At 67.0% G+C, this 20,100-nt stretch carries 18 protein-coding genes; 13 read left to right on the top strand and 5 right to left on the bottom strand.

Going from position 1 to position 20,100, the window contains the following annotated elements; all coding sequences use genetic code 11:
• Positions 1-35 precede the first annotated feature (35 nt).
• Positions 36-2,387 (bottom strand): TonB-dependent receptor, encoded by a 2,352-nt coding sequence (locus HLH27_RS00770; RefSeq protein WP_182947201.1) that lies wholly within the window; start codon positions 2,385-2,387, stop codon positions 36-38.
• 68 nt (positions 2,388-2,455) lie between these two features.
• Here HLH27_RS00770 and HLH27_RS00765 point away from each other — a divergent pair, with 68 nt between their 5' ends.
• Both HLH27_RS00765 and HLH27_RS00760 read left to right on the top strand, forming a co-directional pair.
• Positions 2,456-3,880 (top strand): sensor histidine kinase, encoded by a 1,425-nt coding sequence (locus tag HLH27_RS00765; protein WP_182947200.1) that lies wholly within the window; start codon positions 2,456-2,458, stop codon positions 3,878-3,880.
• Positions 3,877-4,545, top strand: a complete 669-nt coding sequence (locus tag HLH27_RS00760; protein WP_182947199.1) for a response regulator transcription factor — start codon at positions 3,877-3,879, stop codon at positions 4,543-4,545. The genes HLH27_RS00765 and HLH27_RS00760 overlap by 4 nt, the downstream gene beginning before the upstream one ends.
• 132 nt (positions 4,546-4,677) lie before the next feature.
• Here the strand turns inward: HLH27_RS00760 and HLH27_RS00755 are convergent, their stop codons facing one another.
• The 3 genes from HLH27_RS00755 to HLH27_RS00745 all read right to left on the bottom strand — a co-directional run bounded on the left by HLH27_RS00755 (position 4,678) and on the right by HLH27_RS00745 (position 9,411).
• On the bottom strand, positions 4,678-6,285 hold the full coding sequence (locus HLH27_RS00755) for a porin family protein (protein WP_182947198.1): 1,608 nt from the start codon (positions 6,283-6,285) through the stop codon (positions 4,678-4,680).
• Positions 6,286-6,458: 173 nt separating this feature from the next.
• The gene (locus tag HLH27_RS00750; protein WP_220790219.1) at positions 6,459-7,649 is read right to left on the bottom strand and encodes a c-type cytochrome; all 1,191 of its coding nucleotides are present in this window, start codon (positions 7,647-7,649) and stop codon (positions 6,459-6,461) included.
• 10 nt (positions 7,650-7,659) lie between these two features.
• On the bottom strand, positions 7,660-9,411 hold the full coding sequence (locus tag HLH27_RS00745) for a methanol/ethanol family PQQ-dependent dehydrogenase (protein WP_246375250.1): 1,752 nt from the start codon (positions 9,409-9,411) through the stop codon (positions 7,660-7,662).
• A 762-nt stretch (positions 9,412-10,173) separates the two neighbouring features.
• On the opposite strand from HLH27_RS00745, the gene HLH27_RS00740 reads away from it, so the two are divergent.
• The 8 genes from HLH27_RS00740 to HLH27_RS00705 all read left to right on the top strand — a co-directional run bounded on the left by HLH27_RS00740 (position 10,174) and on the right by HLH27_RS00705 (position 15,919).
• On the top strand, positions 10,174-10,821 hold the full coding sequence (locus HLH27_RS00740; RefSeq protein ID WP_182947197.1) for a c-type cytochrome: 648 nt from the start codon (positions 10,174-10,176) through the stop codon (positions 10,819-10,821).
• The gene (locus tag HLH27_RS00735) at positions 10,818-10,976 is read left to right on the top strand and encodes a hypothetical protein (RefSeq protein WP_182947196.1); all 159 of its coding nucleotides are present in this window, start codon (positions 10,818-10,820) and stop codon (positions 10,974-10,976) included. The genes HLH27_RS00740 and HLH27_RS00735 overlap by 4 nt, the downstream gene beginning before the upstream one ends.
• Before the next feature lie 34 nt (positions 10,977-11,010).
• Positions 11,011-11,523 (top strand): cytochrome c oxidase subunit II, encoded by a 513-nt coding sequence (locus HLH27_RS00730; protein ID WP_182947195.1) that lies wholly within the window; start codon positions 11,011-11,013, stop codon positions 11,521-11,523.
• The gene (locus HLH27_RS00725) at positions 11,520-13,265 is read left to right on the top strand and encodes a cbb3-type cytochrome c oxidase subunit I (protein ID WP_220790218.1); all 1,746 of its coding nucleotides are present in this window, start codon (positions 11,520-11,522) and stop codon (positions 13,263-13,265) included. Before HLH27_RS00730 ends, HLH27_RS00725 begins: the two co-directional genes overlap by 4 nt.
• A 10-nt stretch (positions 13,266-13,275) precedes the next feature.
• On the top strand, positions 13,276-13,881 hold the full coding sequence (locus HLH27_RS00720) for an SCO family protein (protein ID WP_182947194.1): 606 nt from the start codon (positions 13,276-13,278) through the stop codon (positions 13,879-13,881).
• Positions 13,878-14,606: a cytochrome c oxidase assembly protein gene (locus tag HLH27_RS00715; RefSeq protein WP_182947193.1), complete on the top strand. Its 729-nt coding sequence runs from the start codon at positions 13,878-13,880 to the stop codon at positions 14,604-14,606. The genes HLH27_RS00720 and HLH27_RS00715 overlap by 4 nt, the downstream gene beginning before the upstream one ends.
• Positions 14,607-14,759: 153 nt before the next feature.
• Positions 14,760-15,548 carry a prephenate dehydrogenase/arogenate dehydrogenase family protein gene (locus tag HLH27_RS00710; protein ID WP_182947192.1) on the top strand — a complete coding sequence of 263 codons (789 nt, stop codon included), beginning with the start codon at positions 14,760-14,762 and terminating at the stop codon, positions 15,546-15,548.
• A 35-nt stretch (positions 15,549-15,583) separates the two neighbouring features.
• Positions 15,584-15,919 carry a baeRF12 domain-containing protein gene (locus tag HLH27_RS00705; RefSeq protein ID WP_182947191.1) on the top strand — a complete coding sequence of 112 codons (336 nt, stop codon included), beginning with the start codon at positions 15,584-15,586 and terminating at the stop codon, positions 15,917-15,919.
• 18 nt (positions 15,920-15,937) lie between these two features.
• Here HLH27_RS00705 and HLH27_RS00700 read toward each other — a convergent pair whose 3' ends face one another.
• Positions 15,938-16,258, bottom strand: coding sequence for a hypothetical protein (locus HLH27_RS00700; RefSeq protein WP_182947190.1), 321 nt, complete (start codon positions 16,256-16,258; stop codon positions 15,938-15,940).
• Between the two features lie 195 nt (positions 16,259-16,453).
• Here HLH27_RS00700 and HLH27_RS00695 point away from each other — a divergent pair, with 195 nt between their 5' ends.
• From HLH27_RS00695 to lptG, 3 genes are all read left to right on the top strand, one after another.
• Complete coding sequence (locus HLH27_RS00695; RefSeq protein ID WP_338029808.1) at positions 16,454-17,728, top strand: glycosyltransferase; 1,275 nt, start codon at positions 16,454-16,456, stop codon at positions 17,726-17,728.
• Between the two features lie 168 nt (positions 17,729-17,896).
• Positions 17,897-18,994 carry an LPS export ABC transporter permease LptF gene (gene lptF, locus HLH27_RS00690; protein WP_182947189.1) on the top strand — a complete coding sequence of 366 codons (1,098 nt, stop codon included), beginning with the start codon at positions 17,897-17,899 and terminating at the stop codon, positions 18,992-18,994.
• Positions 18,991-20,058: an LPS export ABC transporter permease LptG gene (gene lptG, locus HLH27_RS00685; RefSeq protein ID WP_182947188.1), complete on the top strand. Its 1,068-nt coding sequence runs from the start codon at positions 18,991-18,993 to the stop codon at positions 20,056-20,058. Before lptF ends, lptG begins: the two co-directional genes overlap by 4 nt.
• Positions 20,059-20,100: the final 42 nt, after the last annotated feature.

Raw genomic sequence — 20,100 nt, 5'->3', positions numbered from 1 at the left:
GTGCCGACAGGCACCCGGACCGCAACGACAAAGGTTCAGAACGTCACGCGCACACCTCCAAAGCCGCCGATCGGCGCGGCGGGGCTGTAGCTGCGCGGATTGCTCGCCCCCGGCGCCTGCACCAGATAGACCGAATTGGTCGGCGAGAACGTGCCATAGGTATAATAATGCCGGTCGGTCACATTCGAGATGCTGCCGAACAGTTGCAGGGAATGCGTCACCTGGACGGAAGTATGGAGGTTCAGCACGAAGAATCCCGGCAGGCGCGGCGTCAGATTGGCTTCGTCGCCATAGAGATACTGCCCGCCCTGCAAATCGAAATCGCCGCCGACACTCCAGATGGGCGTGATGCGCACATCCACCCCGCCGGTCAGCTTGTCCAGCGGAATGCCCGGCAGGCGGTTGCCCCGGCGCACGGTGATGTCGCCGTCATCGTCGCCGGCAGGATTGCTGCCCGCATCCTCGACGAAACCGCTGCGATAGGTCGCATCGGTATGGGTATAGTTCAGCCAGGCCGACCAGCCATCCGCCTGCCAGGCCAGATGCACCTTGCCGCCCTGCCGGCGGGTAGCGCCGATATTGGCGAAGAACGCACGGTTCAGCGTCTCGCTGTTGATAAAGACGATGTCATCGTCGGCATCGGTACGAAACAGGCCCAGATCGTAGCTCAGGCGGCCGGCGATGCCGATGGCAAAGCCGCCGCGCAGCCCGGCCTCGAACGTATGGGCCCTCACCTGCTTCAGCTCCGGGTCGCCGACAAAGAAATTGGCCAGGCTGCACGCGTTCTGCGGTCCGGCGCAGGACAGTTCGGCCGGGGTCGGCGCACGGTTCGCCTCGGCATAGCCGCCATAGATCGTGGCCCAGCGCGTCAGGCGATAGCTGATCCCACCCCCCGGATTGATTGCCGAATAGGCATGGCGGCCGCTCAAATCCCCGCCATTCTGGTCGGCGAGATTGATCTGCGCGAAATTGTAGCGCATCGATCCGGTCAGCGAGAGGCGGTCCGTCAGATCGATCGTGTCGGTCGCGAACACGCCGACATAGGCATCGTTCACCCGCACCCGCACCGGCACGGTCTCGCCCGGTTCGTCGATCACATAGCCGGGCCCGTAATAGGCACGCGTCACCGGCGTCAGGCCGCCCAGCAGGGCCTCACCGGTGAACATCGTCTGCGCACCGTCGAAACTGACGCCCGCGACCTCATGATTGCGCAGGCCGAACACCGAACGGGTTTCGGTCTCCTGCATGGATACGCCATAGCCGTTGGTATTGGTCGTTTGCAGATCCAACTCCGAATACGGGCCGCCATTCAGGAAATCGGGAATCGTCGCCCCGCCCCGCGTGGTCGAAGGGTCGCCATCGTCGGAGCACATCAGGCCCGATCCGTCGTCGCACGGCGCATCGTTGGGCGCGTTGCCGTTGATCACCCGCTGCTGGAAATAATCGTAATGAACCTGCCCCTGTACCGACAGCGTGTCGGTAAAGCTGTGCCGGCCGTTCACGGCAAACTGGATGAATTTGTTCGCCATCTGGTTGGGCGCGGTAAACTGCGCCCGCGGGTCCGCCCGCAGAAGCTCGACCGGCGACGTCCCCGGCCCATTCAGCACCGAATTGGCCAGGTCCAGGCTGCCATGCACCTCCGTCGCCTGCCCCTTCCAGCCCAGATCGGCATACAGGCTCTGGATGTCGGTGCTTTGCAGATCCCGCCACCCATCCTCGTGCACCTCCCGGCCAGCGACATAAAAGCCCCAATTGCCCCGCCGCGCCGCATAATCGCCCTGCGCCACGATGCGCCCGAACGACCCGCCGGACAGGTCCGCCTCGCCGCCGGCCACGGTATTGAACGCGTTCTTCATCCGCGCATTCAGCGACCCGCCCAGCGCGTTCAGACCAAAGACGGGGTTCGACCCCTCCACCGCCACCCGCTCGATCGCCAGGTCCGGGATCAGGTCCCAGTTCACCGTGTCGCCGAAAGCCTGGTTGAAGCGGACACCATCCAGATAGACCGCGACACCCTGCGACGTGCCCTGCAACGGCGACGCCTGGAAGCCGTTCATGACGATGGTGGGCTGATAGGGATTCCCGGCAGGCGAATTGAGGCTGACACCCGCCAGCCGGCTATCCAGCGCATGCAGCAGGTCGGCCGTGCCGGTCAGTTGCAGGTCATGCGCGGTCACGATGGCGGTCGCCGCCGGAAGACGGTCGCGGTCGATGCCCGAACCGGGCAGTGGCGAGGTTCCAATAACGGTGATGTCCTCCGACTGCACGCCAGCCGACCCACCGCCCGATACCGGCACCGTCTGCGCCGACACCGCGCGGACGGGCAGAAGGCAGAGCGCGGCGGAGGCCAGATACATGGCCCGCCGCCCGATCATCTTTTCAAACATGCGTTTATTCTTCTCATTTGATTGGCATGCCACGCGGTTCATCAGATCGAACGGGACTAGGGAAGTCGATGGGACATTTTCCCGAACGTCATAAAAATCATTGGGCCGACACTTCATTCTTCCCGTTCCGCCCCCCCGGCGCGCGCCTGCGGCTGCTGGAGCGCCTGCTGCTGGCGCTCGCGGTGGCGGCACTCATCGGCCTGGCCGCCGGCTCCGGCCTCGCAGCGTGGCAGGCAGGCCGCTCGATCCGGGTGGAACTGGCCGCCGCCCTGGCCAATGCCCGCGCCGACATCGCCGCGACACCGCCACCCCCCGCCGCCTCCGCCGCCGCCTGGCTGGCGGAGATGTGCGACAGTTTCGACGGCAACCGTCATATCCAGGCCCGGATCGTCGACCCGGCCGGCCGGGTGCTCCGCCAGTCCCGCCTGGCCACCGGCCCCCGCCCGCCCGCCTGGTTCCTGCGCGCCACCGCACCGGCCATGGCTCCGCTGACACTCGCCCCCGCCGGCCTGCCCACGGGGTGGCGGCTGCGCCTGCAAGCCGATGCGACCAACGAGGCAGCGGAACGCTGGGGCGAACTCCGGGTACAGATCGCCACCATCGCGCTGCTGGTCCTGCTGGTCGCCGGCTCCTGCTGCGTCATCGTGATACGCGGCCTGCGCCCGCTGGCCACCCTCTCCGACGGCTATGCCCGGATCGCGGCGGGCGAAGAAATCGCGGACCTGCCCGAACACGGCCCGGCCGACATCGCAGGGCAGGCCGCATCCTTCAATCGCATGGCCCGCGCCCTGCGCGCCGCGACCGCGCAGAACCGCCACCTCCAGGACCAGATCGCCCGCGTGGCCGAAGAAGAACGCGCCGACATCGCGCGCGACCTGCATGACGAGGTCGGCCCCCTGCTGTTCGGCATCACAACCTTCGCGGCTACCCTCGCCCGCTCCGCCGCCGAGGGCCGCCACGACGCCATCCCGGCCCAGGTCCGCGCCATACAGGACGCCACCGGGTCCATCCAGCGCACCCTGCGCGCCATCCTGCAACGGCTGCACGGCACCCCCGGGCGCGCGCTCCCCGAAGCCCTGGAGGGCATTGTCCTGTTCTGGAACAGTGTCGCACCACACATCGTCTTCACGCTTTCCTGCGATCCCGCGCTCGGCGCGCTGGACGACGCAACGCGCGACGCCTTGTTTCACGTGGCACAGGAAGCCGTCTGCAACGCCGCCCGCCACGGACACCCCTCGCACATCACGCTGCGGGCCACGCGCGCCGGCGGCCGCATCGCCCTGTCGGTCCATGACGACGGCACGACGGGCACGCCCGCGCCGGGCTTCGGCCTTGCCGGCATGCGCCGCCGTCTGTCCGACCTGGGCGGATCCCTGGACATCACGCGCGACCGGGGCTGGACCGTCACCGCCAGCCTGCCCGACCCGGACGCCCATCCGGCTCCGCCATCCCCCCTCAACCGCACTAGGGCGCCGGAGGCGCACGACGCATGAACATCCTTCTGGTAGACGACCATACGGTGGTGCGCGCCGGCCTCGGGCAATTGCTGGCAACGGCGCTGGACGCCACGATCCTCGAAGCCGCGGACACCCCGACCGCCCTCGACCTGGCCCTGCACGCACGGCCGGACCTGGTGGTGCTCGACCTGGGCCTGCCCGGCGCCGGCGGCCTGTGGCTGCTGCCCCGCCTGCGCGACGCCGGCCTGCGCGTGCTGGTACTGAGCATGCATGCCGACCCGATCTACGCACGCCGGGCGCTCGATGCCGGGGCAACCGGCTATGTGTCCAAGACAATTGGGCCCGACGACCTGCTGGACGCCATCCGGCAGGCCATGAACGGACAATGCTATGTCGAAGCCGGAATCGCCTCCATGCTCAGCGAACATCACGACATACTGGGCCGCGATTTCGGCCGCCTGACGGCACGCGACCTGGATATCATGCGCTTTCTGGGCGAGGGCCGCAGCCTGTCGGACATCGCGGCAACGCTGGGCGTCAGCTACAAGACGGTCGCCAACACGGCGGGCATGATCAAGACCAAGCTGGGCGTGGCCCGCACCGCCGACCTGATCCGGCTGGCCATCGCCACGCAGGCGGGCGGGACCTTCGATGGGCGGGAGAATGCCGGGACACGGGCACTGCGTCCGGAGATACTCTGACGCTCGCCGTGGATTCTTCTTTTTCTGAAGAAAAAGAAGCAAAAAGACTTTTATTCGTTTGGGCCGTTGTCTGGAGCGCGGCCAGTCGGAACCATCCGGGGGCAGAGAGGCACCCCCGGATGAAAAGACGCATCAGAAGAACAGGATCGCGCCGCCCGAGACCGTGTTGTCCCGCGCCGCGTTGCCGTTATGCGCGGCTGCATCGGTATGGGCGAATTCGGCCACCAGCTTCAACCAGTCCGTCAGGTCGTAGTAAGCCGCCCCGACTTCCGATTCATTGCGGCGCACCAGCCCGACCGCCGTATCGCCCGACGCCAGGTAGAGATTGCTGACGCCATAACTGCCCACCAGCTTGAAGCGCTTGGTGAAGTTATAGGCCCCCTGCACGTAATAGCCTTCCGAATCACGCTTGTGCCCGTTCGCGGCAACACCGTCGAAGAACAGGCCCGTCGTGCCAAGCCCGCTGCCGCGATAGTAATAGACCACGGCCTGCGCCGCGCCATAGGTCAGCTTGGCACCGATTTCGCCGGCCTCGGCCATGGCACCCCGACGCTCCTCTTCCGACAGCAGCGTGCTCGTCAGGCCCTGCTGATGCTGGATCAGGAAGCTGGACCAGATCCGCGTGCTCAGTTCGCCGATCTTGAAATCGTAGGTGATCTTGCCCTGCACCATCGGCGAACTGTGCTGCGTCGACTGCGCCGACAGGCCCCCCCCGGCGAAATTGAACGCATCCAGCGGCTGGAAGACACCAACCGATCCCTGGAAGCCCTTGACGACCGGCGAGGCATAGGAAATCTGCGGAATCCAGTCGGCATAGACATACCCCAGGCCGATACGGCCCAGCGACGTATTGGCCGGCGCGGTATTGCTGCCCGTCGAGCCCACACTCAACAGCGTCGCATCGTTCAGGATCGCGTCCGACCCGAACAGCGCCAGGTCGCGGCCCAGCTTGACGGTGCCGAAGGTCTTCGTCCCCGCCGTCAGGTAAACCTGACGAAGATCGATGCCCGCGGTGCCCAGCCCGACCGGGCTGCCGCCGGAATTGGCGTTGAAGGCCCCCGGATTGGCATTGTTAAGGCCGGGATACATGCCCAGCACGGCCGACATGTCGATCCCCGACTGCGTCGTGGACAGTTTGAGGATGAAGCCTGCCGGCAGCAGGCCGTTGCGCACCGCCGACGAATCGAACCCGCTGCCCCCGCTCGACAGCCCGCCCGCCACCGCCTGCCCGCGCCCAGGCGAGTTGTAGCTGTAGAACCCGTTGATGAACCCGGAGAAATTGATATCGATCTGCCCGGCCTTGAAAGTCAGCCCCTTGCCCGAAACATAGGGGTCGACCCGCACCACGCTGGGGCTGTCGATCGTGCTGCGCGCCGCCAGCATCGAGGCCTCGGCGGCACGGGCGCTGGCCGCCGCGCTGTCGGCCGCGCGCTGGGCGGCCACCACCGCCGGCATCACCGCACCGTCCGAAGCGGCCTCGGCCGTCGCAACCCCGGCATGCCGCCCGGCCGCGCCCCGTCCCCGTCGCGGCCCCTCGGCCGATGCCGGCTCCGCCGCATGATGCCGATGCTTGGCCAGCAGGGTCGAATATTCGACCTGCGTCAGCGCCCCCTTGGCCCGCAGGATATCCAGAAGATCACTGTAATCATCAGCCCGGGCACAACGGGCCGACAGCATGGACACACCACCAGCAGCCAGAACGGCCGTCAAACCCACCTGCGCCCAATGTCTTGCTGACATCTGACAAACTCCGTTGTTTCTTATTTTTTATTATAACGCGTTCGCCTCTATGGCGCGAACGACCAATTACACCGTGCCGCCACAGGCCCGGGCAATGTCGGGGCGTGGCCAATGGCCGCTCCCGCGCCGTGGGCCGGTCCGGCCGGAAACCCGGCCGGACCGGCCTCCCCGGCCTATTCGCCGCTATAGACCAGCGGCACGGTCGAGGCCTTGGCCCCATCGAAGGTCAGTTCGGCCGAACCGGCGGGCATCCCGTTCTGCTGGAGCAGGAAGGCCATGATGTTCACATACACGTCATGCGGCAGGCTGGCCGGCTGGGTCGCGGGCATGTTCTGCGACACGATGGTAAAGACATCGCCGACATGGAAATTCGCCTTGGGCGAGGCGAAATTCTTGCCCTTCAGCGCCGGCCCGGCCATCCCCTCCAGATTGTCGCCATGGCATTGCGCGCAATTGTCGGCATAGGCCTTCTTGCCCGCATCGGCCTGCGCCGCCGTAAACAGCGCGGGCTTCTCCCCACCGGCAGCCGGAGCGGCCGGTGCAGCCGCAGGGGCGGCCGCCGGCGCCTCCGCCGCAGCCAGAACGACCGGATTGGCCGGCGACATGGCATAGGGGCTCAGCAGGGCCGCCAACTGGCCGGACCGCCGCAGCGCCTCGACGCTCTTCTGGAACGAAGCCGCCGCCGCCGCGCCGTGCGGACCATACAGCGCCACCACGTCCCAGGCCGCATGGGGCTCGTTCAGCGCATGGATGCAATAGTCGCGCGCCTTTTCCCCACCGGGCAGATAGGCAACCGCACTGGCACGCCAGACCATCGCCGCCCGGTCCGTATGGTGAACCACGCTCGCAATGGTCTGCGCATCGGTCGGGTAGATATCGGCCTGGACGTTGGGATGCTTCACGAAATACAGGTTCGGCGCCGTCAGGTAGGTCACGGCCACGTCGGTCCCGTGCGGCAGGGCCGCCAGGGTTTCCGCATCATGGCTACGGGGCGTCACCAGCACGAATCCCATCCGCGCATAGGGGGCCGTCGCCCGCATCCCCTCGGGCACCGCCCCATGCGTGGCGTCCACGGGAAAGCCCAGCACCAGCGCGCAGCGCGAGGCCGCGAGCGTGCCGAACTTCTTGACGTCGAATCCATCGTCGTCCCCCGCGCCGCTGCCGTCGAACGTATAGATCGCGGCATCGGTACCCTGCTGGCGGGCAACCGCCTGGACGACCCGGCGATCCATCGCATGGGCCGGGTTGGAGGAATCGATGCAGACCGAGACCGTGGCCCCGGCCGGCCGGGCGGCAAGCACGGCGCCGGCCGCGACGGCGCAGACCAGGGCGCGGCGCGACAGGCGGGTAATGTTCAGGCGCATGCAATCCTCCTTACAGCGCGAAGACATACAGATGGCCACCCAGCGGAATGGAGCGGACACGCGCGTCCTTCGCCATGTCGCCACCCCAGATCGGCACGCCGCCGCCCCACCCGGCATAGACGCCGACATACTGCTTGTCGCCGACCTTCCAGGTGCTGGGCACACCCAGCACGCCCGACGACATTTTCGGACTCTTCCACAGCACGGAACCCGTTTTTGCATCGAAGGCATACAGGTATCCGTCGGCGCTGCCCGAGAAGACCAGCCCGCCCGCCGTCGCCAGCATGCCGCCGTTCCACGGCAGGGCGGATTTGAACGACCAGGCCTGCTTGCCGGAATTCAGGTCGATGGCCTGGACCGAACCCCACTCATCCGGATGCTCCGGATCGCGCATGACGGTAAAGGTCTCGCCCAGGAACGGCAGGCCCGCCTTGTACGAGACCGAGGCCCCCTTCATCTTCATGCAGGTATGCAATGTCGGCACATAGGCGAAATGGGTCTGCGGATCGACGGCGATCGGCCACCAGTTCTTGCCGCCCAGGAAGCTGGGGCAGGTAAAGACCTCCTTGTCCACGTCCGGCCGCATGGCGGGGTCCGTGACGGGCCTGCCGTCCTTGAATCCGGAAACCGATGTCGCGTGCGCGAATTTTTCGGCATAGATCAGCTTTCCGTTCGTACGGTCGACCGCATAGAACCAGCCGTTGCGGCTGGCGCTGACCAGCGCCTTGTACGCCTTGCCCTCATAGGTCAGGTCGGTCAGGACCGGCTCGTTGGTGCCGTCGTAATCCCACGTATCGTTCGGCGTGTACTGGTAATGCCACTTGATCTTGCCGGTCGCGGGATTCAGCGCGATCACGCTGTCGGTATACAGGTTGTCGCCCGGCCGCAGCACCGCCAGCCACGGCCCCGGATTACCCACGCCCCAGATCAGCGAATCGGTCTGCGGGTCGTAGCTGCCGGTCAGCCAGGTGGCGCCGCCACCGGTCTTGTAGGCACCCTTGGGCCAGGTCTCGCCACCCGGTTCCCCCGGTGCCGGAATCGTCGATTGCCGCCAGATCTGCTTGCCGGTCTTGGCGTCCAGCGATGCGATAAAGCCCCGCCCTCCATATTCGCCGCCCGAAACGCCGACAATGACATGGCCCTTGACCACCAGCGGCGCCAGCGTCATCGCATAGCCCAGGTCCGGCGCTTCCAGCGCCTGGTCCCACACCACCTTGCCGGTCGTGGCATCCAGCGCCAGCACGTGATTGTCCAGCGTGGCCATGTAGACATTGGTGCCGTACAGCGCGACTCCGCGATTGACCACGTCGCAGCAGATCGTCTTCAGCCCCACGTCGGACAGGTCGCGCTGGTATTTCCACAGCAGCTTTCCCGTACTGGCCTGAAAGGCCAGCAACCCGTTCTTCGGGGTGGTGATGAACATGTAGTCGCCATTGACGATCGGCGGCGCCTCATGCCCGCTCTTCGAGCCCGTCTCGTAATCCCAGACGGGCTTCAGCTGGGCGACATTGCCCGCATTGACCCCCTCCAGGACCGAATAGCCCGTGCTGGCATAATCGTGCCGGTACATCAGCCAGCCATCATCCTGCGCCGCATGGCCCAGCCGCTCGCTCGTCACCGGCTGGTAGGGGCCAGCCGGCTCGTCGGCCCGCACCGGGGATGCAACCGTCAGCGCGGTCGCGCACGCCAGGGCAACCGGCAGGGCCAGCATCGCCCGATGCAGGGGCCGCCGGGGGGCGCTGGTACGGTAAGCAAACTTCATCTTGGATCTCCCGCAACACTCTTCCGGTAGGGATCGTCCGAACAACGGTTCTGCTTCCAGGAAATGATGACGCTCGCGCCCGATCGGCCGGAATACCGCCCAGCAGGGGCGGGACGGTATAACGGCGGATCCGGGCGCAGGATCCATCACGCATCCCGGGCAATAGTGTTCATGACGATGCTCCACCTGCACGTTGTCGTTCTTATGTGTCAGGCCCCTCAGCATTTGCCGGTTCCACCGGTTCTGTCACGCTGTCGAAAAGGCATGGTGCGGGCAGACTGTCGCAAAACTGCGACAAGTGCGGTGCCACCCGGGAAAAACAGGGCCGAAAACCCATGGTGCGATGCAGAAAATCCCGCGGGGCGCTTTCCCCCGCGCTGTCATCGATACGGATTGACTATAATCACGTTTCAGAGATTATGGCCGGCACGATGAAAGCGCCCGTATTCCTGTCTTTATATTTCGCATTTCCATGCCCCGGCCGCGCGCTCCTGTCTCAATTCTGCGACAGGTCGGATATCCGGATCGGAACCGCCCCCGTGACAGGCCGCCGGCAACATCGGAAAGTCGCAGCCGAAGAGCGAGCGGGACCATAAGCAAGAACACGAACCGCGATGCCGGGGGTTGCGGAATGTGCCCACCCCCCGGCAATCGCCTATAGCGTATCATATCGGCAAGAAACCCGAACGGGAGAAAGGCATGCACCAGGCGGCGGGAAGCATCATCCGTCCAGGCCGGCAACGGGCTGGCGTACTGACGCTCTTGGGACTCACCCTGCTGGCCGCGCAACCGTCCCACGCGGCCGACACGCCCGACCCGGCGGCAGGGCGCACGATCGCGGAAAGCGGCGTGCTGACCGGCCATGTCGGCTGCTCGGCCTGCCATCTGATGAACGGTGCCGGACAGCCCGACGTGGGCATCCCCCGCCTGGCGGGCTTCTCGGCCGCGTACATCGCCCAGCAGCTGGATTTCTTCGCCTCCGACAAGCGCAGCAACAGCTGGATGGCCCCCTATGCGCGGATGCTGACGCCCAGGCAGATGCAGGATGTCGCGGCCTATTACGCCGCCCTGCCCGAACCGCCCCCGGCCGAGAACGACCCGGCCGGCGACGCGCTGCGCGCACGCGGCAAGGAGGTGTTCCAGAAAGGGGACATGGCCCACGGCGTCATGCCGTGCGGCGGCTGCCACGGCCCGGCGGGCCAAGGCATGGGCGCCTTCGCCCCGCACCTGGCCGGACAATCCGCCCCCTACCTGCTGGAACAGCTGCGGCAATGGCACCAGGGCAAGGATCGCGACCCGATGGGCAAGATGATGGTGACGGAAACCCACGCCATGGCCGATGCCGACATGCAGGCCGTGGCGGCCTACGTGCAAAGCCTGCCAGCCCCGAACGCAGGAGGCACGAAATGAGCACACCGACCGAACAGGGCGACACGGACGCGGGCAACGGCCCACCCGTGATGGAGGTCCGGCCCGTCGGCACCTGGGTCGTCAGCGGCGTGCTGCTGGTGGCGGTGCTGGCGGTCTGGATCCTGGTCTCGGTGATCTTCCTGCATCGCGCGTGACGGGAGAGGAACGGTTATGGACAATAATACGGGCATGAGCCCTTTCGAAGCCGCCTTCCATGCCTCGGCCGAACGGCACGAGCGATTCTGGATCTTCGGCGTACTCGTCATGCTGGTACTGCTCACGATCGGGACGATGTTCTACGTCGTCCATGATTACGGCCTGGTGACCGGCACCCATTCCTACGCGACCGACCCGCAGGCCCCGGCGCGCGAAGCCGCGTTCCAGGACGGCAAGGTGGTACGCACCGGCCCTAACGCCTATGCGGTATATGTAGTCGGCCGCGCCTGGCACTGGTCGCCGGACGTGATCCATGTGCCCGAAGGCGCCGAGATCACCTTCTACGTCACCAGCGCCGACGTGCTGCACGGTTTCGAAATCCAGGGCACGCCGGTCAACCTCACGGCGGTGCCGGGCGTGGTCGGCACGGTCAGATACACATTCCGGCATGCCGGACTGTTCCGCATCCTCTGCAACGAATATTGCGGCATGTTCCACCATGCCATGGTGGCCCGCATCATCGTCGATCCGGCAGGCACGCCATGAGCATGGACATCACGGCCGACACAATTCCCTCCGCCCTTCCGCGGTCCGACTCCGACCGCGCGGCCACCAGCATGCGCCGGCTGATGCTGGCGTTCCTGGTCATGGGTTTCTCCGCCCTGCTGGTCGGGGCGACGATCGGCCCCCTCCAGGCGCTGAACTACGGCGGGATCGACGCCTACCCCGCCCTGCGCCCGCTGCTGCAAAGCTATTACCAGGGCCTGACCATCCATGGGGTGATGAACGGCTACGTCTTCACCTTCTTCGTCACCTGCGGCCTGCTGGTCTACCTGCCGGCCCGCGAACTGGGCGTCGCGCCCAATCTCGCGATGTGGCGCGCCTGTTTCGCGGTCATGGCCCTGGGCACGCTGTGCGTGTTCTATGCCATGGCCGACAATTCCTCGTCGGTGCTGTGGACATTCTATCCACCGCTGAAGGGCAGCCCGTTCTTCTATATCGGCATCACGCTCCTGGCCCTCGGCAGCACGATGCCGCTGCCGATCCTGCTGAAAATGCGCGCGACCTGGCGCCGGCACCGTCCCGGCGAAATCACGCCGCTGGTCACCTACATGTCGCTCACCACCATGCTGATGTGGGGCCTGGCCGGCGTGGGCGTGGTGGCCGAGCTGGTGCTCCAGCTCGACCCATGGTCGCTGGGGCTGATCGGCACCGTCGACCCGATCGTCAACCGCACCCTGTTCTGGCTGACGGGCCACCCGATCGTCTATTTCTGGCTGATGCCGGCCTATGTCTCGTGGTACGGCCTGCTGTCGCGCCAGGTCGGCGGCAAGCTGATCTCGGACCCGATGGCGCGGATCACCTTCGCCCTGCTGATGATCTTCTCGCTGCCCGTGGGCACGCACCACCAATTCTCCGACCCGGGCTTCTCGTCCATCTGGCGCGGCATCCTGGTGGTGCTGACCATGTCGGTGGCAACCCCCAGCCTGGTCACGGCCTTCACCATCGGGCTCAGCCTGGAATATGCCGGCCGCCTGCGTGGCGGAAGGGGCTGGTTCGGCTGGTTCAGCGCCCTGCCCTGGGGCGATCCCAGCGTGGCGGCACAGGTTCTCGCCGCCGTCACCTTCATCCTCGGCGGCGCCACGGGCGTCGTCAACGGCAGCTGGCAGCTCAACGCCATCGTCCATAACACCACGTTCATCCCCGGCCATTTCCATGTCACCGTGGGCAGCGTCACCGCCATGACCTTCATGGCAATCAGCTTCTGGATGGTGCCGCACCTGACCGGCCGCCAGCTGGTCAGCCGCCGGCTGGCGCTGTTCTCCGTCTGGACCTGGTTCGTCGGCATGACGATCTTCGCCATCGGCATGACATGGGCTGGCCTCTACGGCGTGCCGCGCCGGGCCTGGGTGTCCGCCCTCCCGCACGAGACCTATCATGCGCTGTACGGCATGGCGTCGGTCCCGCTGGCCCTGGTCGCACTGGGCGGCGTCCTGCTGTGGGTGGCCAGCTACACGTTCTTCGCCGTCTTCTTCGGCACCATCCTGTTCGGCCGGCGCACGGCCCCGCCGCCGATACCCTTCGCCCAGTCCTTCGGCGGCCCGGCCAGCTCCACCATCGACTCGCCGCCCAACCCGGCACAGTCGGCCTCGCCCCTGATCCGCGCGCTGGATCACATATGGCTGCTCACCGGGGTCACGGCGCTGGCGACCGTCGCCGCCTACATTCCCATCCTGTGGCCCTTCCTGCACCATGTGACGCGGGCACCGGGCTGGATCCTCTGGTAGGACAGGCCGCGTGACGGCGCTCGCCCCACCGGTCCGCCAGTCGCTGCGGCGCGCCGCCTGCACGGTGGCCGCCATCCTGGCCCTGCTGGCGCTTTATGCGGGCTGGAGCGGCAACTTCGGCCGCTTCGGCTCTCCCGTCCCGCCGGTCCCGGCCCCCGGCCTGGCCTTGCGCGACGATCTGGGCCGCGCGTTCGACCCGGCCACGCTGCATGGACGGGCAACGCTGGTCTATTTCGGCTATGTGCGCTGCCCCGATGTCTGCCCGACCGTCCTCGCGGCGCTGGAACCGCTCTTCGCCCGCCTGGGCCCGGATGCGGCGCGGACCGGGGTCCTGTTCGTCACGCTGGACCCCACGCACGACACCCCCGCCGTGCTGCATGCCTTCCTCTCCCACTTCCAGCCCACCCCTACCGGCCTGACCGGCCGCCCGGCCGAAATGGCCCGGGCCGCCCGCGCCTGGGGAATCGGCTGGACGGGCACCGACGGCCACATCAACCACAATTCGGTCCTGACGCTGGTCGGCCCGGACGGGCGGATGCGCGCGCGCTACGGCATGACCCAACTGAACGATCCCGCATCCATGGCCGCCGACATCCATGCGGCCCTGTCCCCATGAGGGGCTGGAGCCCCCTCTTCCAGGCCGGCTGGATCGCCGCCGGGCTGCTCGGCGGCACCGCGATCCTGCTCCTGGCCGCCCGGCACCGGCGGCCGGCATGGCGGCTGGCGGCCGGGGCCACCGGCACGGCCCTGCTGGCGGCCTCCTGCCTGGGCCTGCGCGACCCGCTGACCTCGATGACCCAATACACGCTCGCCCTGATGACGCTGGGGCAGGTCGTCCCGCCCTTCCTGCTGCTGGCCATCCCCGCCCCTGCCCCACGCCCGGCCCATGTGGCAGGCTGGACCCGCGACCCCGGCGTGGCCGCCGCCCTGTTCGGCGGTCTGGCGGTGGCGACCGGCCTGCCCGCGATCCTCGACCGATCCTTGGCCAACGCCCTGTTCAGCGCACCCCTGGGCCTGCTGGACCTGCTGGCCGGCCTGCTCTTCTGGGCCCAGCTGATGCCCGGCAGCCGGGTCATCCGGCGCGCGCCGCTGGCCGGCGCCTATGCGCTGCTGGGCAGCCTGCCCATGACGGTGGTGGCGGTGGTGTGGATGACGGCGCCGCACGTACTCTACGCACCCTATCTGGACGTTCTCTGCCGGTGGGACCTGACCCCGCTCGAAGACCAGCACTGGGCAGGCTTCGTCATGCTGGTAGCCGGCCTGCCCCTCCAGGTCGTCGGGACATGGCTCCTGGTCGCGGCCCAGGCAACACCCTTGACCGACCCCGCCAAATCCCCTTAGTTGCCTCCATGATCACCCCGTCCTTCCTGTCTGGACTGTATTACGCGCCGCACTCATAGCGGCGGGGGCGTATTATTCTGTTCAACCGCTGCGTCGTCAGCGGTCGAACATTCAAGACGTCACCTGGCAACGCAGCTTCCCGAAAGCCGTGTCATGTCAGACAGATCGTCTCTTCCTTCCCCTCCCCTGGTCGGCCTGTTCGGCTTCGGCGCCTTCGGCCGGCTGATCGCCACCCACCTTGCCCCCCACTGCCCCATCCGCGTCCACGATCCTTTGCTTTCGCCGGGCCCCCTCCAGCCCGGAATCACGGCAACGACGCTGGAAGACGCGGCACGCTGCCCGATCGTGATCCTAGCGGTTCCGGTCGCACGGATGCAGGCGGCCGCGCGCGCCATCGGCCCCCACCTGCCGCATCGTGCGCTGGTGGCCGATGTCGGATCGGTCAAGATCCTGCCGGCGGACATCCTGTGCCGCGAACTGCCGCCGCATGTCCGCATCATCGCCACCCACCCCCTGTTCGGCCCGCAGAGCGCAAGGAACGGCATCGCCGGCCACCGGATCGTGCTCTGCCCCCTGCGCGGCACCAGCGCCGCCCCGCTCTCTGCGTTCCTGCGCCGGACCCTGGGCCTGGACGTCATCCTGACCACGCCCGACGCCCACGACCGCGACGCCGCGATGGCGCAAGGCCTGACGCACCTGCTCGCGCGCATCCTCTCCGAAATGGGCCCGATGCCCGAGCGGATCAGCACCAGCAGCTTCGACCTGATCCGCACCGCCGCCGCCATGGTGCAGAACGACGCACCGGAGGTCTCGCACGCCATCGCGCATCTCAACCCCCATGCGGGGGCAGTCCGCCGGCGATTCTTCACTATCGCCGGCCGGATCGCGGAAAGTGATGACGCGCACGACGCAGCCCTCTTCCCCGAAACGGCGTTCCAGTGAAAGATGAAGAGCTCTTCGAGAGGGAGAAGAAGATCATGACAACGATCGACCCCGTGACATATGTCGTCGCCGACGCACACACGGCGCGCCTGCTACGCCACGAAGGACACGCGCTGCACACGATCGAGCACATCGCGACCACCGAACATTTCGCGACCACGATCGCCGAGACGCTGAATCGCCGCGTGACGGACGGCACGATCAGCCGCTTCATCCTGGCCGCGCCGGGCCATCTCCTGCACGCAATCCGGGCGGAACTGGCCGCCACCACCCAGGACAGGCTGATCCTGGCCGTACCCAAGGAACTGGCACAGCTGCCGGACCATGAACTGATCCATCATTTCGATATTCCGGCGACCGGCTGGCCGTAACCCACCGCGGCGCCGGGGCTAGGCTCCGGCGCCCTCCGAGCCCGCCCCGTTCAGGCCAGGGCGCCGGGACCAGGCATCCAGATCGAGAAAAGCCTCGATCATCCGCTCCAGCGCGATCGCGCGATTCGGCAGGTCCGCCTGCCGCGCCTGCCAGTCCGCGACACGGCGCAGAACGGAATCGTTCAGCGTAACCGCCACGATTTCACCGTCCGCCGCCTTCCGTGCCGGCGGAGGCTCCTGGGTGGTCCGTGGCATCTGCAAGGCCGAACACAAGCCCGACACCTGCGCGCGCAGCGCGGTCAGATGCGACAGGATCTCGATGTCGGTCAGATCACGCATGACGATTTCCTCCGAACCGGACAGGCCCCCCAAAGGCGGGCCGTCACCCGACTTCGTAGCGCGCCATGCCCATGATGGTTGCATCCGCCACCCGCCCCCGGCATGGCGGCCTCCTTCTGGACAGCCGCGGACGTTCCCGGTCATATGCGCCATCGGCGGGCCAGCGCCCGGACAAAAGCCTGATGGATGCGACCAGTGAGACAGAGCGGCCATGCCGGAAACCCGGATGCGGGGATCGGAATCCTTTTCGCGTTCGAAAATCCGCTCCCAAGTGCCGAAGCCGACGCCGAAGTCTTCATTACCACTGCCCGCTACCTGGCCCGCCTGGCGCCTCGTGCGCGGCTGCACGTTCCCATGCGCGACCAGGCGGCCTGCGCGGCCCTGCGCGCGTCCACGGGCCTGACGGTGGTGCGGGCCTGGGCACCGCTCGGCCCCGCCATCCTGAGGCATCTGATGTGCGGCCTGACCATCGTCTGCCGCAGCGCCTTCCGCCGGGCCGATCTGGTCTATACCCGCAATCTGTGGATCGCCTGGATGGCCATCCGGTTCGGCCAGCGCGTGGTCTTCGACCATTATCGCCCGTGGCCCGACCAGATCCCGCCGCTGCGCCGCTGGCTCCACCGGCTGATGAGCCATCCCCGCTTCATCCTCAATATCTGCCATTCGGACTATACGCGGCAGAAATATCTGGAACTGGGCGTACCCGCCGCAAAACTGCGCTGCATCCATAACGGCTTCGAGCCCGGACGGCTGGATGCCGCCCCGGCGCCGGACGCCGCCCGACAGGCTCTCTCCATCCCCGCGGCCGCGCGGACCATCGTCTATACGGGCCGGATCAACCAGCGAAAGGGGCTGGAGGTGGTCATCGAGGCCGCACGCCTGCTGCCCGACCGCCTCTTCATCCTGGTCGGGTCCTATGGCGAAGGCCCCATCGAGGAGCAGGCCCGCTCCCTGTCCAACGTGCGGATCGTTCCCTTCCAGCCGTCGGAAACCCTGGGCCTGTATGTCACGGCCGCCGATGTCCTGCTGATCCCGCCCTCGCTTCAGCCCCTGACGCGCTTCGGGTCGACGGTGCTGCCGCTCAAGCTGTTCTTCTACATGGCATCGGGCCGCCCGATCCTGGCCGGCGACACCCCCGACGTGTGCGAAGTCCTGCGCCACGCGGACAATGCCTATCTCTGCCGCCCCGATTCCCCCCAGGCCCTGGCGGATGCAGTGCGGCGCATGACCGACGACCCTGCCCTGTGCGCGCGCCTCGCCGAAGCGGCGCTGGCGGAAAGCCGCACCCTGACATGGGAGGCCCGCGCCACGCGGATCATGGCCGCGATCTCCGAACGCCTGGCCGCCCCGCCCGCTCCCGTCGAAGGGTGGAAGGCCCCCCAATGGCGCCTGTATCGACGTCAATCCTGGCGCTGGTTGAAACACCTGCTGCGCACCGGCTCGCCGATCCTCCCGCCCTCCGGCTCCTGAACCGGCCGGCACCACCGATTTGACGAAAGCGGACCCCTCTTTTATCCTTGCGCGATCAGGGGTGCGTTCACACGCGGCGCAGGCCGCGCCCGTCCGGCGTGACGGGACGGAGGAAACAACTCGTGCGCCCCGACGCGACACGCGTCCCCGACAGACGGTTTTCATACCTTGATCATTCGCACCTATCTTCTGCGCGAAATCGGGAAGCCCCTGGCGGCCATGCTGGTCGTCTGCATGGCGCTGTTCGCCGGCTACAGCGCCGCCGACTTCCTGTCGGACGCGGTAAACGGCTTGCTGTCCACCAACACGATCCTGGAACTGATCACGCTCAAGCTCCTGATCAGCCTGGAAGTGCTGGTGCCGGTGGCGCTGTACCTGTCGATCGTGCTGGCGCTGGGTACCCTGTACGGCAATTCCGAAATCACGGCGCTGCATGCCCTGCGGGTCACCCCCGGCATGCTGCTGCGCCATGTCATGATTCTCGCCGGCTGCGTCGCCATCGGGGTCGGCCTCCTGTCGCTGGTGGTACGCCCCTGGGCTTACGACCGCCTGCATGCCCTGTCGCGCAGCGCCGAACTGACGCTGGACGTCGATGCGATGCAGGCCGGCACCTTCTATGTCGTGCAGAACGGCGCACGCGTCATCTTCCTGACCCGGCGCCAGGGCCCCAACGGCCCGGCACGCGATATCTTCGTCCAGCTGCACCGCGCCACCGATACCAGGATCATCCATGCCGAACTCGGCTATCCGGTGGCTGAAGACAGCAATGGCCGCACCGACCTCTATGTGCGTCTGAAGAACGCCCATATCTACGATATCGGCACCGCGCCGGGGGCGCACGACCAGATCCTGACCGTGCGCGAAATCACGCAGGACCCGAACCGCCACGTCGCGGAAGCACCAAACTACAGTTCGGTGACGGCCGGCAGCCTGCGCCTCGCCCTCTCGCACAAGCCGGCGGATGTGGCCGAATTCCAGTGGCGCCTGTCCACGCCCCTGACCACCATCCTGCTGGCGATGCTCGCCGTGCCGCTGGCGCGCGGGCGCCCCCGCCAGAACCGCTACGGCAAACTGGGGACCGCGATCCTGATCTTCTTCGTCTATTACCTGCTCTACACCTCCGCCCGCACCTGGGTGCAGCACGGCATGGTGGCATCTTTTCCCGGCATCTGGTGGGCACCCGTCCTGCTGGCGGCCCTGACGGCGTTCATGCTGCGCGGCCAGATCGCCGACCTGCTGTCCCAGCGGCGGGCGCGCGCGGCATGAAACGCTTCGATCGCTATATCCAGCTCGTCACGCTGCGCGCCTTCGTGCTGGTGGCCGTCGGGCTGACGGCGCTGTTCAGCCTGCTGGAATTCGTGGACCAGCTCTCCTTCGTCGGCCAGGGCCACTACCATCTGGCCGACGCCGCCGCCTACACCGCCCTGCTCGCCCCCGCACGCTTCATGCAGGTCACCCCGATCGCCCTGCTGCTGGCCTGCCTGCTGGGCCTGGGCGGCCTGGCCAAACATTCCGAACTCACGGCGCTGCAAGGGATCGGACTGTCGGAGATGCAGATCATCGGTGCGGTGCTGCGCCTGATCGTGCCGACGATCGTGATGCTGTTCCTGGTCGGGCAATTCATCGTCCCCTCGGCCCGCCACATGGCGCAGGAACGCCGCACCGCCGCCCTGACATCGGCGAATGCCGGCGACAACACGGCCTTCTGGGCCCATGGCGACCAGCAGTTCCTCGGCGTCCATCGCTTCGCAAGCGAGACGCTGGCCGAGGATATCGACATCTACCGTTTCGACGACCAGGGCGCGCTGACGCAATATCTGCACGCGGCCCACGCCACGATCGGCGCGGACGATGACTGGCTCCTGGCCGATGTCACACGCAAGGACATCGTCGCCGACCAGTTCCACACGAGCCATCAGGACAGCATGACGTGGCATGCCTTCCTGTCGTCACGGCAGATCCGTTTCCTCAGCCTGCCGCCCGAGAGCGTGCCGCCGATCGCGCTCTACCGCTACATCCGCGACCTGAAACGCCACCACCTGCCGGCCACGCGCTACGAGCAGGAACTCTGGTCGCGCATCAGCACGCCCTTCGCCATGATCGCGCTGATCGCCTGCGCCGCCCCCTTTGTCTTCGGGCCGCCCCGTTCGCAGAGCCTCGGCTATCGCATGGCGGTCGGCATCGCGATCGCCATCGTGTTCTCGCTGGGGCAGGAAATCACCAACCGGCTGGGCCTGCTGCTGGACCTGAACCCGGCGATCACAGCCCTCACCCCTCCCGTCCTGCTGATGCTGTCGGCGGCCTATTTGTTCATCCACACGAGGGAATAAGCGGCCGCTTCAAAAGCCCCGCCAGAAGGCGGGGGTGCCCCG

Source organism: Gluconacetobacter takamatsuzukensis (assembly GCF_014174275.1).
Classification (GTDB): Bacteria; Pseudomonadota; Alphaproteobacteria; order Acetobacterales; family Acetobacteraceae; genus Gluconacetobacter; species Gluconacetobacter takamatsuzukensis.
This window is presented reverse-complemented; position numbering and strand designations above follow the sequence as displayed.

Coding starts and splice junctions, on each gene's coding strand:
- HLH27_RS00735 (WP_182947196.1), top strand. CDS start 10,818: ATGAGCACACCGACCGAACAGGGCGACACGGACGCGGGCAACGGCCCA.
- HLH27_RS00710 (WP_182947192.1), top strand. CDS start 14,760: ATGTCAGACAGATCGTCTCTTCCTTCCCCTCCCCTGGTCGGCCTGTTC.
- HLH27_RS00755 (WP_182947198.1), bottom strand. CDS start 6,285: ATGTCAGCAAGACATTGGGCGCAGGTGGGTTTGACGGCCGTTCTGGCT.
- HLH27_RS00760 (WP_182947199.1), top strand. CDS start 3,877: ATGAACATCCTTCTGGTAGACGACCATACGGTGGTGCGCGCCGGCCTC.
- HLH27_RS00700 (WP_182947190.1), bottom strand. CDS start 16,258: ATGCGTGATCTGACCGACATCGAGATCCTGTCGCATCTGACCGCGCTG.
- HLH27_RS00770 (WP_182947201.1), bottom strand. CDS start 2,387: ATGTTTGAAAAGATGATCGGGCGGCGGGCCATGTATCTGGCCTCCGCC.
- HLH27_RS00730 (WP_182947195.1), top strand. CDS start 11,011: ATGAGCCCTTTCGAAGCCGCCTTCCATGCCTCGGCCGAACGGCACGAG.
- HLH27_RS00745 (WP_246375250.1), bottom strand. CDS start 9,411: ATGAAGTTTGCTTACCGTACCAGCGCCCCCCGGCGGCCCCTGCATCGG.
- HLH27_RS00705 (WP_182947191.1), top strand. CDS start 15,584: ATGACAACGATCGACCCCGTGACATATGTCGTCGCCGACGCACACACG.
- lptG (WP_182947188.1), top strand. CDS start 18,991: ATGAAACGCTTCGATCGCTATATCCAGCTCGTCACGCTGCGCGCCTTC.
- HLH27_RS00715 (WP_182947193.1), top strand. CDS start 13,878: ATGAGGGGCTGGAGCCCCCTCTTCCAGGCCGGCTGGATCGCCGCCGGG.
- HLH27_RS00750 (WP_220790219.1), bottom strand. CDS start 7,649: ATGCGCCTGAACATTACCCGCCTGTCGCGCCGCGCCCTGGTCTGCGCC.
- HLH27_RS00725 (WP_220790218.1), top strand. CDS start 11,520: ATGAGCATGGACATCACGGCCGACACAATTCCCTCCGCCCTTCCGCGG.
- HLH27_RS00765 (WP_182947200.1), top strand. CDS start 2,456: ATGGGACATTTTCCCGAACGTCATAAAAATCATTGGGCCGACACTTCA.